This window comes from Bradyrhizobium sp. (assembly GCF_004799405.1).
GTDB lineage: Bacteria > Pseudomonadota > Alphaproteobacteria > Rhizobiales > Xanthobacteraceae > Bradyrhizobium.
Genome location: NZ_SSMW01000109.1, coordinates 1 through 15,745, shown reverse-complemented (window position 1 = coordinate 15,745; position 15,745 = coordinate 1). Strand labels below are relative to the sequence as shown.

11 protein-coding genes and 1 pseudogene are annotated in these 15,745 nt (G+C 59.1%); 5 read left to right on the top strand and 7 right to left on the bottom strand.

Features of this window, described 5'->3' with window-relative positions:
• Positions 1–380: pseudogene (locus E7813_RS16735) on the bottom strand (6-hydroxynicotinate reductase); the annotation flags it as partial.
• A 293-nt stretch (positions 381–673) separates the two neighbouring features.
• Here E7813_RS16735 and E7813_RS16730 point away from each other — a divergent pair.
• The 3 genes from E7813_RS16730 (at position 674) to pncB (ending at position 6,063) form a co-directional block, all read left to right on the top strand.
• Positions 674–1,147, top strand: a complete 474-nt coding sequence (locus tag E7813_RS16730) for a (2Fe-2S)-binding protein (RefSeq protein WP_291575697.1) — start codon at positions 674–676, stop codon at positions 1,145–1,147.
• A complete protein-coding gene (locus E7813_RS16725; protein ID WP_291575695.1) occupies positions 1,140–4,697 on the top strand; it encodes a molybdopterin cofactor-binding domain-containing protein in 3,558 nt (1,185 codons plus the stop codon). Before E7813_RS16730 ends, E7813_RS16725 begins: the two co-directional genes overlap by 8 nt.
• 61 nt (positions 4,698–4,758) lie before the next feature.
• Positions 4,759–6,063 carry a nicotinate phosphoribosyltransferase gene (gene pncB, locus E7813_RS16720; protein WP_291575694.1) on the top strand — a complete coding sequence of 435 codons (1,305 nt, stop codon included), beginning with the start codon at positions 4,759–4,761 and terminating at the stop codon, positions 6,061–6,063.
• Positions 6,064–6,560: 497 nt separating this feature from the next.
• On the opposite strand, the gene E7813_RS16715 is transcribed toward pncB, so the two are convergent.
• Positions 6,561–8,201, bottom strand: coding sequence for an acetolactate synthase large subunit (locus tag E7813_RS16715; protein ID WP_291575693.1), 1,641 nt, complete (start codon positions 8,199–8,201; stop codon positions 6,561–6,563).
• Between the two features lie 365 nt (positions 8,202–8,566).
• On the opposite strand from E7813_RS16715, the gene E7813_RS16710 reads away from it, so the two are divergent.
• Positions 8,567–9,988 carry an MFS transporter gene (locus tag E7813_RS16710; RefSeq protein ID WP_291575692.1) on the top strand — a complete coding sequence of 474 codons (1,422 nt, stop codon included), beginning with the start codon at positions 8,567–8,569 and terminating at the stop codon, positions 9,986–9,988.
• A 161-nt stretch (positions 9,989–10,149) separates the two neighbouring features.
• Positions 10,150–10,869 (top strand): ROK family protein, encoded by a 720-nt coding sequence (locus E7813_RS16705; RefSeq protein ID WP_291575691.1) that lies wholly within the window; start codon positions 10,150–10,152, stop codon positions 10,867–10,869.
• 944 nt (positions 10,870–11,813) lie between these two features.
• Here E7813_RS16705 and E7813_RS16700 read toward each other — a convergent pair.
• The 5 genes from E7813_RS16700 to E7813_RS16680 form a co-directional block, all read right to left on the bottom strand.
• Complete coding sequence (locus E7813_RS16700; protein ID WP_291575689.1) at positions 11,814–12,695, bottom strand: alpha/beta fold hydrolase; 882 nt, start codon at positions 12,693–12,695, stop codon at positions 11,814–11,816.
• Between the two features lie 93 nt (positions 12,696–12,788).
• Positions 12,789–13,817 carry a transglycosylase SLT domain-containing protein gene (locus E7813_RS16695; RefSeq protein ID WP_291575687.1) on the bottom strand — a complete coding sequence of 343 codons (1,029 nt, stop codon included), beginning with the start codon at positions 13,815–13,817 and terminating at the stop codon, positions 12,789–12,791.
• An 813-nt stretch (positions 13,818–14,630) separates the two neighbouring features.
• Positions 14,631–15,065 carry a universal stress protein gene (locus E7813_RS16690; protein WP_291575685.1) on the bottom strand — a complete coding sequence of 145 codons (435 nt, stop codon included), beginning with the start codon at positions 15,063–15,065 and terminating at the stop codon, positions 14,631–14,633.
• 64 nt (positions 15,066–15,129) lie between these two features.
• Positions 15,130–15,339: a dodecin gene (locus E7813_RS16685; protein ID WP_291575698.1), complete on the bottom strand. Its 210-nt coding sequence runs from the start codon at positions 15,337–15,339 to the stop codon at positions 15,130–15,132.
• A 106-nt stretch (positions 15,340–15,445) separates the two neighbouring features.
• On the bottom strand, positions 15,446–15,745 hold a 300-nt coding region (locus tag E7813_RS16680), incomplete at its 5' end, for a hypothetical protein (RefSeq protein WP_291575683.1).

Genomic DNA, 15,745 nt, shown 5'->3' with positions numbered 1-15,745 from the left:
ACTTTGACACCGCAATAACTGAAGATGCCTTCGGTCACCACAGTGACCATATCGACACCGTCGATCTCGGACGACACGATGAATGGAGCCGGCTTGTAATCGGGATAAGTAGTTCCGGCGCCGATGGCCGTAACGAAAACATCCGGCTCGTGAACGATCTTGCCATCCCAGTCGCCGCCTGCCTGGAAAGGCACCAGCCGCCCGCCATGAGATACCGTACGCTCCAGGACGATATGCGGATCGACGCGCACCAATTCGCCGTTGTTGTTGGCATAGCGGTCGCAGGCGCCCGTCGCACCCGGCTTGATGTAGCACATCACCGGACACGCATCGCAGCGGATCTTGTCACCCATCACGGCGGTCGTCGTGTCACTTGTCATGAACAAGCCCGCTCTCGAGGAGGCGCCGATCAGTCCGTTTTTCGCGGCCGATCATTTTGTTCGTATACGAACGATCCTGCGCGCGCGACAGAAAGCTGTCAAGCGGCACTGGAAGCGAAAATTGCCGCTGCCGAATAAAAAATCAAAGTGCCTCATGCCGTTGTTCATAAAGTGGGCAGAGAGTTGCATCGCAAAAAGCACGGCTTGCACGTTTGTATACAAACGGTATCCTCGCCATTGATTTAAGCGCTGACATTGCGGCGCACACGTTGAGGATGAGGAGCCCGAACGCGATGCGCCTGACCGTCAACGGCAGGATTCACGATGTCGATGCCGCTGCCGAGACCGCACTGCTTTATGTGTTGCGTAACGACCTGGAATTGAACGGACCGAAATATGGCTGCGGACTCGGCGAATGCGGGGCATGTACCGTGCTTATCGACGGCCTCGCAGCACGGTCCTGCGTGATCCCGATCAGCGGCTGCGTCGGGCGCGATATTTTGACGCTCGAGGGGCTTGGCTCGCGCGATCAACCCGATCCAGTGCAGCAAGCCTTTATCACGGAGCAGGCCGCGCAATGCGGCTACTGCCTCAACGGCATGATCATGACCACCGCCGCTTTGCTGAGGCGCTCCCCTCACCCCTCCAAGGCCGAAGTGCTCGAAGCGCTGCGCTACAATTTGTGCCGATGCGGCGCGCATGTTGAAATTATGCGCGCGGCGCTGCGGGCGGCTGGCCATATCGCTGAGGTCGGGATCGATGGCTAGCCCAGACCTCCCGCTCGATCGCGAAACCCGGCCCGGAGCATTGTCCGTTGTCCGTCGAGCTGTTTCAGGAGCGGACGATGTGTTCGAAACCTTCATCACGATAACCTCAGACGGTTCGGTGACGGCCTATAACGGCCATGTCGATCTTGGAACGGGCATCCGGACCGCGCTTGGACAGATCGTCGCCGAAGAGTTGGACGTATCCTTTGCCCGCGTCGTCGTCGTGCTTGGCGATACGACACACGCGCCTAATCAAGGTCCGACAATCGCCAGCGAAACCATCCAGATCACCGCGGTCCCCTTGCGCAAGGCCGCGGCGCAGGCCCGGCACTTCCTGATTGCGCGTGCCGCGGAACGCCTAGATCTGCCGGTGGCAGAACTTTCCATCCAGGACGGCCTGATCCGCGGCCACGATAACCGCAGCGTCAGCTATGGCGAATTGATCGCCGGCGACATCATCCGGCTGGAATTAGCCAACGACGTTCCGGTGAAAACCGTCGACAGCTACACCATCGTCGGGCAATCGGTGCCGCGCAATGACCTTCTGGCAAAAGCCACCGGCGAATTGGTCTATGTTCACGACGTGCGCCTGCCGGGCATGCTCCACGGCCGCGTCGTGCGTCCGCCCTATGCCGGCGTCGATGCCGGCGCTTTCGTGGGCACCAGCTTGATCGCGGTCGACAAGGAATCGGTCAGCGACATTCCGGGTTTGGTCGCCGTCGTCAGAATTGGCGATTTTGTCGGCGTCGTTGCCGAGCGCGAGGAAACCGCGGAGAAGGCGGCTGCACAGCTTAAAGTGACCTGGAAGCCGACGCCAACGCTGCCCGATTTAAAGGACATCGAGACCTCGCTACGCGTCCATCCATCGACGCCGCGAACGCTGATCGACAAGGGCGACGTCGACACCGCCATCGCCCGTGCCGCAAAGCCCATGCAGCGAACCTATATCTGGCCCTACCAGATGCACGGCTCGATCGGCCCGTCCTGCGCGGTTGCGGACTACCAGGACGGTTACACCAGGGTGTGGTCCGGCACGCAAAACCCGCATGTCCTGCGCGCTGACATCGCGCTGCTGTTGCAGCGACAGGAAAACGAAATCGACGTAATCCGGATGGAGGCGGCCGGCTGTTATGGCCGCAACTGCGCCGATGACGTTTCCGCCGACGCGGTTCTGCTGTCGCGCGCGGTCGGCCGCCCCGTGCGCGTGCAATTGACACGCGAACAGGAGCATGCGTGGGAGCCAAAGGGCGCCGCGCAACTGATGGAGGTCAACGGTGGATTGAACGCCGACGGCGGCGTCGCGGGTTACGATTTCGCCACACGATATCCATCCAACGGCGCACCTACTTTGGCGCTGTTGCTTACTGGGACGGTCGCACCGATTCCAGCTGTGTTTGAGATGGGCGACCGCACCGCCATCCCGCCTTACGATTACGACGCTCTGCGGGTGGTCGCGCACGACATGCCGCCGATCGTGCGCGCATCGTGGTTTCGCGGCGTCTCGGCGCTGCCCAACACCTTCGCGCATGAATCCTATATCGACGAATTGGCGGCGGAAGCCGGCGTCGATCCGATTGAGTACCGCTTGCGCTATCTCAGGGATCCTCGCGCGATCGACCTTGTCAACGCGGTCGCGAAACGCGCCGGTTGGGTGGCGCGCCCGGTCCGGCAAGAGCCGGTTGCAGAGGGTGACATCGTACGTGGACGCGGATTTGCGTATGCACTGTACGTCCACAGCAAATTTCCCGGCTACGGTGCGGCGTGGTCGGCGTGGATCGCCGATGTTGCCGTCAACAAGGTAACAGGCGATGTCAGTGTGACCCGCGTCGTGGCCGGCCAGGATTCCGGCCTAATGATCAACCCGAAGGGTGTTCGCCACCAGATCCACGGCAACGTCATCCAGTCGACCAGCCGCGCGCTGATGGAGGAGGTTTCGTTCGACCGTCATTCGGTGACCAGCCGCGAATGGGGCGCCTACCCTATCATCACCTTTCCAGACGTTCCGAAGATCGACGTATTGATGCTGCCGCGGCAGGATCAGCCACCGCTCGGCGTCGGCGAATCTGCATCGGTCCCGAGCGCGGCGGCGATCGCCAACGCCATCTTCGATGCAACCGGCGTACGATTTCGCGAATTGCCGTTTACACCGGAACGGATTCTCAGGGGATTACGGGGCGAACAATATATCGCGAAAAACGCGTTGTCATTTGCGGCGCCAAAACCCCAACCCTCGCACGACAAGTGGCAAAATCCGTTTGCCAGGCGACAGAGTGCCTTAACGACGATCGCGGCCCTGTTTGCCGCAGTGGTCGGCGTCGCGGCCGCCGTGGCGCCGTGGCGTTCGATCGCACCGATCGCGCGGCCGGATGCGTCGGTGTATTCGGCTGCAACCATTGTCCGTGGCCAGCAACTTGCAGCACTCGGCAACTGCGCGGTCTGTCACACCATCGCCAACGGCGTTGTCAATGCCGGCGGCCGGGCGATCGAGACGCCATTCGGTACAATCTATAGCACCAACATCACCCCCGATGTCGACACAGGTATCGGTGCGTGGTCCTATCCCGCCTTCGAGCGCGCCATGCGCGAGGGCATCCATCGCGACGGCCGGCATCTCTATCCCGCCTTTCCCTACACGCATTTCGCCATGACGAGTGATGCTGACCTCCAGGCGCTCTACGCTTATCTCATGGCGCAGGCGCCGGTGCGCGCGAACGCTCCGAAAAACACGCTGGCTTTTCCGTTCAACCTCCGTCCGCTGATGGCGGGCTGGAACGCGCTGTTTCATCGAACGGAGATATTCGAGGGGGACGCGACCAAATCGGCGACATGGAATCGAGGCGCCTATCTGGTCGAGGGCCTCGGCCATTGCGGCGCCTGTCATTCGCCGCGTAATGCGCTCGGTGCGGAAAAGGCAAGCCTCTATCTGGCGGGGGGGTTCGCGGAGGGTTGGGAAGCGCCGCCGCTGACCTCGCTTTCTCACGCGCCGATACGCTGGAGCGAGGACGAACTTTTCACATATTTGCGGTCCGGCGAATCCCGCTTTCATGGTGTCGCCGCCGGACCGATGGCGCCGGTAGTAAAGGAACTCGCTGCGTTGCCCGACCAGGATATTCGCGCCATGGCGGTCTATCTCATTTCATTCAACGAAGACGCGATCGACAGACCGACGCAGGACGCATTGGCCACCCGGCTCGAAACCGAAGCCCTCGACCGGTCCGTTTCACCCTCAGCCGCACGCCTTTATGAAGGCGCATGCGCGGTTTGCCATGCGGTCGGCGGCGCTCCACTGTTCGGCAGCCGGCCGTCACTGGCGCTGAACAGCAATTTACATAGTGTGACGCCAAACAATCTGATCCAAATCATTCTGCATGGCGTCGTGGCGCCGGTGTCCAGCGATCTCGGCTATATGCCTGCCTTCAAGGACAGCATGACCGACGGTCAGGTGACGGAGCTCGTGTCGTTTCTTCGCCGGCAATTCGCCCCGGACAAGCCGGCTTGGACCGGGGTGGAAGCGGCGGTGAGCCACGCCCGGCAAGGGGTTGCGCGCTGATCTGCCACGCTGCCGGCCGAACCGGCTGGTTGTGAGGCTCCCGGCACGATAGAGTTCCGCCATGGCAGTCACAGACATTGCATCCCGGACCTATAACCACGGCTGGCGGCTCGACCCGATCGTGCGCAGCCTGCTGGATACCGATTTCTACAAGCTACTGATGCTGCAGATGATCCGCGAATTCTATCCCGAACAGCGCACCACCTTTTCGGTCATCAATCGCAGCCGCCATGTACGTCTTGCGGAGGTGATCGACGAGGGCGAACTCCGCGCCCAGCTCGATCACGCCCGCTCCATCCGATTCGCCAAGAAAGAGCTGATATGGCTCGCCGGCAATACGTTCTACGGCAAGACACAGATGTTCTCGCCCGACTTCATCAACTGGCTCGCCGCGTTCCACCTTCCCGAATATGAGCTGCACAAGGTGGACGGCCAGTACGAATTGCATTTCCACGGGCCTTGGACCCACACCACCATGTGGGAAATTCCGGCGCTTGCGATTCTCAACGAACTACGATCACGTCAAGTAACCAAAGGGCAAGGGCGATTTGCCCTCGACGTCCTCTATGCCCGGGCAAAGGCCAAGCTTTGGACCAAGGTCGAGCGTCTCCGAAAGCTGGACGGCTTACGTCTTTCCGATTTTGGGACCCGGCGGCGTCATGGTTTCCTGTGGCAGCGCTGGTGCGTCGAGGCGGTCAAGGAAGGTCTGGGGCCGTCCTTCACGGGTACCTCTAATGTCCTGCTCGCGATGGACAATGATCTGGAAGCGATCGGGACCAACGCGCACGAATTACCGATGGTCGCGGCGGCGCTCGCTAATGACGATACCGAATTGCGCTGGGCGCCGTACCGTATTCTCGATCAGTGGCGGCATACCTATGGCGGCAATCTTTTGATCGCGCTGCCCGACGCCTTCGGCACCAAGTCATTCCTGCGCGACGCGCCGGAATGGGTGGCGGACTGGACCGGCTTTCGTCCCGATAGCGCGCCGCCGATCGTGGCGGGTGAAGAAATCATCAAATGGTGGAAGCAAAAGGGCCGGGACCCTAGAGAGAAGCTGCTAGTGTTTTCGGACGGCATGGATGTCGGATCGATCGAACAAACCTACCGTCATTTTGCCGGCCGCGTCCGCATAAGTTTCGGCTGGGGCACCAACCTGACTAATGATTTCGTGGGATGCGCGCCGGATGGCTCCGTCGATCTCGATCCAATCTCTATCGTTTGCAAGGTGACTTCGGTCGATGGTCGCCCGGCCGTAAAGCTCTCGGACAATCCGGAAAAAGCGACGGGTAGTGCATCCGAGGTTGAGCGTTACCTGCGTGTATTTGGCAACGCCGGCCGGGTTCGCAGCCCGGTGCGCGTCTGAAGAATAGAAAAACGCGACATCTTTGCTTGAAGTGAAGCTCCAAGACACGACAATTCAACCGCGATGCGCGACGTCAGATCGGCGTACTGCGGGTATTTACGGACTATACTTCGTCGTACGTCCGCATTTCTGCATATAACAGATCCAGTGTTTCAGACATTCGCTTGCCGGCTATCAGCCAAAAGCCATATCGGCCACATTGCCGGGTCGTTTCATTTCGCTTTGCTCGTCCGATGTCCGCGTAACATGCCAATTCAACTTGCCTGTCCGCGAAACCGCGTCTGGTAACAATAATGATGATGTCAGCGAGGCGATAGATGACAAAGCATTTGGTGGCAGCGGCGGCGGCTGTATTAGTGATAGCCGGAATGAAGGGCGCACAGGCCCCAGGATTGCCCCGCGAGAGCGATCATCGTTTCGTTCGCAGCCGGCGGGCCGGCCGATATCAACCCGACCTTCCCTGAGTCGGCCGCTGACCCGGGCTCTGTAAAGGGTTTTCACACAACCCGGGCTACGGAGTGCAACTCGTTGACAAGCACGCGCATGTTTTCGCTGTAGTCGACGGGCGCCACAACGAGATGCACGCCGCCTTCCCTGAAGGCAGCTTCCAGCATCGTCGAGAGTTCCGAGACCCTGCCGACACGGGAGCCCTTGGCGCCGTATGACCTCGCATAGGCGACGAAGTCAGGATTCCCGAAGTCGAGGCCGAAATCAGTAAAACCGTCGACTTCCTGTTTCCATCGGATCATCCCATAGGCGTGATCCTCGAGCACGAGCACGACGAGGTTCAGCTTGAGCCGCACGGCTGTCTCGAGCTCCTGGGAATTCATCATGAAGCCCCCGTCGCCGCAGACCGCGAGCACACGCCGGTCCGGACGGATGAGGCACGCCGCGATGGCCGAAGGCAAACCTGCTCCCATGGTCGCAAGCGCGTTGTCGAGCAACAGCGTGTTGGCAACGCTGGTGCGATAGCTGCGGGCGAACCAAATCTTATACATGCCGTTGTCGAGCGCAACGATGCCGTCCGGTGGGACGACCTGGCGGACGTCGTGCACGATGCGCTGAGGCGTCAGCGGAAACCGGTCCCCCGTCGAACCCTCAGCAAGATGCGCGAGAATCCGCTCCCGCAACCCCAGCAAGGCCGAGGCGTTGGGGAGCTTACCCTCAAGGTGATCGGCAATGGCCGCAAGGCTGGCACCGACGTCTCCGACGATCTCGGCCTGCGGGAAGTAGACTTGCTCCACCGTCGCCGGAGTGGCGCCGACATGGATCACCTGCGGTCCATTTTGGCCCATCAGGAACGGCGGCTTCTCCACGGTGTCATGGCCGATCGAAATGATCAGGTCAGCCTGATCAATGGCCTCGTGAACCCAGTCCCGTTCCGACAACGCGGCCGTGCCCATATAGAGATTGGAGCCCGCATTGACGGCGCCCTTCCCCATCTGTGTGTTGAAGAATGGAATCTTGCATCGTCGCACGAACGCTGACAACGGTTCGGCGAGCTGCGGACGGCTCGCCGCGGCGCCCAGCATGACGAGAGGCCGGCTGGCGCCCATGATCATGGCCGCGGCGCGGTCGATGGCTGCCGCCGGCGCCACCGGAAGCTCGACGACATGCAAGGGAATGATGTCAGCTGCGGCCTCGTCGGCCGCGATATCCTCGGGCAGTTCAAGATGCACCGGGCCCGGTCGCTCCTGCTGCGCGACCCGGAAAGCGTCACGAACGAGGGTCGGAATACTCTGCGCGGAGACGATCTGCGTTGCCATCTTGGTGAGCGGTCGCATGGTCGCGACGATGTCGACGATCTGGAAGCGCGCCTGACGGCTGCTCCGGATCGCCTTCTGTCCAGTGATCATGACCATCGGCATCGCGCCCAGATGGGCGTAGGCAGCGCTCGTGGTCAGATTGAGCGCACCGGGGCCGAGCGTCGTCAGGCAGACGCCCGCCCGTCCAGTGAGGCGCCCATAAGTGGCCGCCATGAAGCCGGCAGCCTGCTCGTGCCGAGTCACCACCAGCTTGATCTTCGAGTACCGCAACGATTCCAGCACGTCGAGATTCTCCTCACCCGGAATGGCGAAGATGCACGCGACGCCCTCGTTCTCGAGGGCGGCCACCAGAAGGTCGGAGCCTTTGGTCACGCTAAAAGGTCCGCGCCGGCCACAGCGAGACGTTGCGCCGAAACTGTCATGTCGGTCCTTTCTTCGGTTCGCTGCGAGCCTCGTTCTCGAAGCTCTATCAAGACGCATAATGAGGCAGAACGATGCAGGAGTCCAAATATCCACGAACGTCCGCTTTGCGCCCAATAGCGGCCATTCGAGAGCTGACAAACTTCCGCTAAAACCTTCTCAGTAGGCAGCGTTTGGAACTTCCAAAGACCATCAAGGGAGGCCAAACTCCATCAAGGCAGAGCATATTCCCCAGCTGCGCGCGCGAAGCGACTTCCATTAATATTTACGAGGGACGTTAGCAGCCTGTGTCAAGCAAATGAGGTATCTGTAACCACATGTCGACCGCTATCATCGAGCATGCTGACGGCCTGCCGCTGCCGCAGCGCAATTGGGCTATCCTGACGATTGCGCTAGGTCTAATCATGGCAGTGATGGACGGCGCCATCGCAAACGTTGCTCTGCCGACAATTGCCCGAGATCTTGATGCCAGCCCCGCATTTTCGATCTGGATCGTCAACGGTTATCAGTTGGCGATCACTATTTCGCTCCTGCCACTAGCTTCCCTAGGGGAGATCATCGGCTATCGCCGCGTTTATTTGGCAGGTCTATTGCTGTTCACCCTGGCGTCGCTGTTTTGCGCCTTGTCACATACGCTGCTCCTGTTAACCGTGGCGCGGATTGTGCAAGGATTTGGCGCGGCAGGCATCATGAGCGTCAATTCGGCGCTGGTCCGATACACATATCCCCGCGCTCTGCTCGCACGTGGTATCGGCTTCAATGCCGTGGTGGTAGCCTTCTCCGCCGCGGTCGGACCCACGGTGGCTTCGGCTATTCTGGCGGTGGGAACCTGGCCGTATTTGTTCGCGATCAACATCCCGCTCGGAATAGGCGCACTGGCACTCGGCTGGCGTTTTCTTGCTCACACCCCACGCGGCAGCCACACCTTCGATTGGCAAAGCGCCGTGCTCAGCGCGGTCACCTTCGGTCTTGGAATAGCCGCCATCGACAGCGTCGGCCATGGCGAAAGCCTCCTAATCTGTCTGTCGGAATTTGGGATCGCAGCCGTTGCCTGCCTGCTTTTGGTTCGTCGGCAGACGGAAGTATCTTCACCGTTATTGCCTTTGGATCTTTTGCGCATTCCCATCTTCGCGTTGTCTGTCTGCACCTCGGTTGCGTCGTTCTGCGCCCAGATGCTGGCGTTCGTGGCGATGCCATTTTATCTCGAAACCCGGTTCGGATATTCAGCGGTGCAGATGGGACTTCTCATTACGCCTTGGCCGATCGCCATAGCATTTGCAGCACCATTGGCAGGGCGGCTGGTTGAGCGCTACTCGGCCGGGCTTCTGGGTGGCATCGGGCTAATCCTGTTTGCAGCCGGCCTCGGCACTTTGGCCCTGCTGCCCGACCATCCCTCAGCCACGGATATTGTGTGGCGAATGGCCCTGAGCGGCGCCGGCTTCGGCCTGTTCCAGACACCTAATAATCGTACTATGATCGCCGCAGCGCCGCGTGAGCGCAGCGGCGGCGCCGGCGGCGTCCTTGGTACGGCACGGCTCCTGGGGCAAACGCTGGGCGCTTCGCTCGTGGCTCTGCTGTTGGCTCGTTATCCGGCGGAAGGCACTCAGATTTCTCTTGTGGTCGGCGTTGGCTTTGCACTCTTCGGCGCGGCGCTAAGCATGCTCAGGTTATCATCGGCGGGCGCACGAGGTGCTGAGACAATACGGGTTCACGAGGCACAGCGTCTGAAGGGCGAGTGATTGATAGCTCGCTTCCCGGGCGGAACTTTTTCAATTTTTGTAGGTTCCTCGAAAATGGCAGGTGTCAGGAACTTCGTTCGTAGGCTGTGCTTTAGTGCAGCCTACAATGAAACCCCACAAGCTTTTAGCGCTAATGCAGATGCCGATAGCGAGCTTCGCGTATGAAAATCCTAGCCGTCGATATCGGTGGGACTCACGTCAAAATACTTTCCACCGGCCAGAAGCAAAAGCGGGAGATTGTTTCCGGACCAAAAATGACAGCACGGCAAATGGTCTCCGACGTTAAGAAACTTGCGAAGGGTTGGGCCTACGACGTGGTCTCGCTTGGCTTTCCCGGCCCGGTTCTCCACGGCCGTCCCGTCGCGGACCCTCACAATCTCGGACATGGTTGGACGGGGTTCGATTTTGCTTCGGCATTCGGCCTTCCGGTAAGGGTCATCAACGATGCGGCGATGCAGGCTCTCGGCAGCTACCGGGGCGGAAGGATGTTGTTCCTGGGATTGGGGACGGGACTCGGCTCTGCGATGATCGTAAACGGCATTGTCGAACCGATGGAGCTTGGCCATTTGCCCTACAAGAAGGGCACATATGAAGATTACGTTGGCGACAAGGGTCTCGAACGCGTCGGAAAAAAGCGCTGGCGGAAGCTCGTTAAGGATGTGATCGAACGATTGGTCGCGGCCACCGAACCGGAGGATGTAGTCATCGGCGGTGGAAATCTCGTGCACCTCAATAAGCTGCCGAAAGGATGCCGCGCTGGCAACAACGCCAACGCCTTTGTCGGCGGATTTCGTATGTGGAACAGCGCGTACGCATCAATCAACCGCGGCTGCAAAAAGGCAAAAATGTCTGGTTCGAAGAATCAGCGACCGCGAACTTGAAGAGAGTGCTTGCCGCACATCCGCTTCGCGCCAACAGCGATCAGTCGCTGGAATGCCGGTCAACTGATAAGCTTTGTGCCAAAACCTTATCAGTCAGCGAACTGACTCCATTTCTGCTCTTTGCTTATCAGTGACGGCTGGCTCCATTTATGCCGTTCCTTATCGGGCGTAGGTTCCGTTTGTGTGAGTTTCTTATAACAAGCGGACGGATGTCAGCTTCGCGCCGTGTCACGTGAAAACTTTGGCCACGTCATTTGGTCGCCGCAGATCAGCCGCCACCAAATTTGGATGGGTCATCGTAGGCAGGAGGGTCGTCGTTGTCGGTCTACAGACCACCCAAAACGGAGTCGTCACGATAATGCGGGTCGTCACACATCACGCGAGGGGTTCGTCCGGTCGCAAGTCTCGACGGTACGACGGTCGTTTACCTTCTTCGAAGCGCGCAGTATCAAATTTGTAATTGTAGTGTATTCTGAATGTATGCATGTCGATGGTCGACTGCATTGAACCAACTTTAGGGATCACGGAGGGTAACATGGCCAAGAAAGCGAAGAAGGCAAAGAAGGCAAAGAAGACAGCCAAGAAGAAAAAGAAGTAATCGTTCGACGAAAACTCGATAGGACCGGATAGCATCTAAGGTCCGTTGCGCTCTCCGCAGTCCGGACAGGCGGCAGCTCTCGCCGATAGAATATCCGAACAACAAATCGTCAGGCCGGACCCTTATGCAGATGGCTGCTGCATAACGGTCCGGTTTTTCGTTGGAATTTGACTAAGCGGTCGGCGCTGGCTGCTTACCGAAGCTCAGCATGCACCAGGCAAAGTTCGAGCCTGCTGCAAGCCGTTCATCAAGCCGCCAGCGGGTCAACAGCGACGGTGGCTGCAAGCTGAGAAAACCTCAGACTGGGCAGATGTTCGCGGATGCACGCTGGTCCTTGTCCGCATTATCAGCGAATGCCGGTTATGGAGCCCGACACGGCGCGCGGGTCACGCGTAGGCCAGCGACCGGCACCGACCTGGGCTATGAAGTCGCCGACGATGCTGTTGAACAGATCTGGCGCTTCGAGATTGATGGTGTGCCCGCAATTCGGCATCACCGAGAGAGCCGCCGATGGGATGGTGCGCTTCATCAGCAACGCTGGCGTCAGACAGGGCCAGTCCTCGTCACCAGTGAGGATCAGCGTCGGCACCGTGAGGCCCGCCATCTCACTTTGCAGATGATACAGCGAAGGACGCTCCTTTTGGCAGCCGAGCTGGGTGTTGGCGGCACCCAGGGCTGAATGCTCGGCCAGCGCCTGCTTGAAGACCGCAAAACCGCGCGGGTCTTTGGCTTCGAACTGCACGCGGGTTGGGCCGTAGGCATAACGCGAAGCAAATGCGGCCATTCCATCGGCCCGCAGCGCCGCCACTACGGCGTCGGCTTCAGCGCGAAACTGCTCGCGCATATTCAGCTCGGCGCCATAACCACAGCCGGCGATGCACAACGATAAGGCCCGAGACGGATGGCGAAGGCCGAAGTGCAGTGTAGCGAATCCACCCATTGAGAGTCCGCAGACATGCGCCTTTTGGATACCAAGATGATCAAGCACCGCTAGAATGTCGTCGGCGGCGCGGTTCTGGCTGTAGGACGCCGGATCCTCCGGCACGTCCGATGGCGGATAGCCGCGCGCGGCATAGGTGATGGCCCGGTAGCGCCGGCCAAAATGCTGAAGCTGTTGTTCCCAGCTGCGATGATCGCCGGCGAATTCATGGACGAAGATGATTGGCGATCCGCTTCCGGTTTCTTCATAGTATAGCTTTACGCTGTCATCGGTGGTGGCAAAAGCCATGGTCAGCTCCGGTTTCAGCCGTTGATTGTCAGATGTTCACTACATTACGCAACGGATATCATCCTGTTAGCGCGCGCCGTAGGGAACGAGAAATTACTGATGCGCCCGCTCGGCGTCGGCGGTGGCGGTGGCCATGTATTTCGAATAGAAATAAGCAACCCGCTCGCGCCACATCCCGACGAACGCCTCTGATGTCAGCTTATCCACCGATTTCCACGTGTCTTTGACGGCCGGGAGGGTATTCCCCCAGATCGCCCGTCTGCACCATTTTTCGCCTTTCTCCCTGCCTTCGCCGGTTGCACACATCGATTTCCAGGCGACTCGATTGGGTTGGCTGATGTGCTCGGCGGCGCCTTCCCAGCCCTGTTGATGGATCAAGTAAAGATCGCTCAAGGTCGGCTTCCTGTGCGTCACCCACTCGAACAGAATGCCTTCGGTAATGACCTTGTAGGCCGCCGCAACCGCATTGTCGCGGGGATCAAGAATCTCCCCGGAACCAAATTTGCTGAACTCATATTTGCTCAGCTGGAACAGGCCGACATACGATCCGGTGCGTTGCTTGGGGTCGAAACCGGACTCGATCTTGGCAACCGCTTTCATGAAATTGAAATCCAGACCGAAAGCGTCGGAAGCGCGCTTGATCTCCTCGACCGGCGTTCCGACCGGAGTGTCCTTGAGCGAACGCAAGACGATAGCCGCCGGCTTCTCGGCAGGCGGCAGTTCGGACCAGACATAATAAATGAGATACTGGAAATCCTTCGTCACCGGCGCCGGGTTGGAGGCATCGCCGGATGCATTGCGCGTTGTCGGCGCCGGTTGAGCGGCATCAAGGTGGCCCGATTCCACCGGTTTTGTCTCGATAGGACCGTCGTCGATTTCGGCCGGGACCATCAACGGCGGTCGGGAAACCGTCGCGGGCACTGAGCCGAGCGCGCTTCCCGGTTCGGGAGATGCTTCCGGCACGGCGGCGGAAAGCGCAGGCGCATCGGGCGTCTCGGCGCTAACAGCCGTTTCCGGCATTGCGTGCGGCACGGTCACGCTTGGCGTGTTTCCGCCAACCAGATAGATCATCCCCGTGAATGTTACGGCACCCACGACGCAGGCAGCCTGCAAAGCTTTCATTGCCCCCAACTCCGCGACATGGTCCCCGAGAGAACGCTACACGCATGTTCGCCGTAGTCCAAGGCCAGTCCGCCACGCCCGGGGTTTTTTAGTGGAATATCCTAACGCGAGACGACGAACGACTTGGCCCCGACACTCCGCTGCGATGCTCGCACTCGCGGATAAAGTCATCGCGTAACCCGCCACTTCGCCTTTGGGTCAAGAACCGACATCCGCGCTAGGCCGAGCGCGGTCAGGAAATCGCGTCGCCTCATGTCCCGTTCCTAAGCCAACAGACAGGCCGTTGCCGATCACAAGCTAGCACAGATACGAACTTTAGCGCCGGAATTGACAGCCTTCCCGTTCATCCCATGTCCCAGTTGGGTCAAAAGCGGACTTGGCGGAGAGCCCACCCATGTCCGCCTTAACCCGATGATTAGTCTGTCAAGGATCGCCTAGCTGTAAATCGGGAATACAGCGGTTCGAACTAGACTCCCACCCTGGCGACGCAGTGCTGATCGCACCCGTCTCCGCCTGAATTCCCTGCTAACAGGGAATTTTACAGGGAATTTTGCGATTCCTGGGGCGCTGAAGATCGATTCCGTAGCAAGAAACTGCTGTTCCGCAGTGGCTTCTCGGAAAATTCCCTACGCAAATTAACAGGGAAAATATTTCGATGAACAGGGATTTTTTTAGCAGGAACAGGGATTTTCACCTGTAATTTTTCCTCGCTATCGCGGACCAAGAGGCGCGGCCTTTGTCGGCCCTCGCATTCACGACAGGAGGCCGATCGTGGACGGAAACATATTTAGCAGCAAGGGTAGCCGTTCAGGGCTACGACCGCGCCGCCGGTATCGTTAGTAGCTGGGCAAATTGATCGTCGCTAATCTCGGTCTGGGCGACCAAGACGCTACACTGAAGATGATTGATCAAGTAGTTGTCCGTGGACCCGAACAACCACCGTGCCAGCGGACCCTGCGACCGATGACCCACTACCACGAGGTTGGCGTCGATCTCGCGAGCAACCTCAGTGATGACGTGGCCGGCATCTCCCATACCCAGCCGCGCCGTCGGCGAGAAGCCCATGGCCTTAAGCCGCTCCACGCCCTCCGCGAGAATGTTCTTATAGTTGGAGATCTGATCGTCCACCGGGAGGACAAAACCTCCCTCCATCACTACGGAGCCCGAGGAAAGCTCTACAACAGCCAGCAGAAAGACCTCGGCCCGGCAGAGTCGTGCAAGCTTCGCACCGCGACGATGCACCGTCATGGCAAGCCACAAAATCGGAAAGACCCTAGCGCTTTGAGTGGGCGTTAGTTTGTCTCGCCGAAAACTATTTCTCCAGCGTAAATCCGACTTTCAATGTGACCTGATAATGGCGAACGGAGCCATTTTCGATGTGGCCTCTCGTTTGCATGACTTCGAACCATTTCATATCGCGAATGGTCTTTGATGCACGGGTCACCGCATTCTGTATCGCATCTTCGATACTTTTTTCGGATGACCCTACGAGTTCCAAAATTTTATAAACATGATCTCTCATTTCAGTGATATCCGGCATGGGGATTCTCCATTGTAACTTCAGTGGCCTGCTGTCACGGCAGCAGGTCGAGCGCTTTAGTGGTCTTGAAGTTGGCTGCCCGAAAGCATTAGCGCGCCGTTCCAGTTGTCGTTCCTGAGGGGCTGCCAGCTGGAGGCGGGGCCTGATTTACTATGGTTGATTCCGGCATTCCGATCGGTCCAGGATTGCCTGCCACATGAGTCCCACTCCCCAATCCCCATACGAAAAACGCGAATGCGAGGATAAATACAGCGACCATTGCGACTAACGTTCCTCCACCTGCCTTGCCTTCGCTATCGTTTTTCGGCACGCGGTTCGCTTTCATTTCGGCGATTAAGCCAAGTTGGCAGGCATCACAAACTTGAAGTCGCAAGACTTGATAGTACAG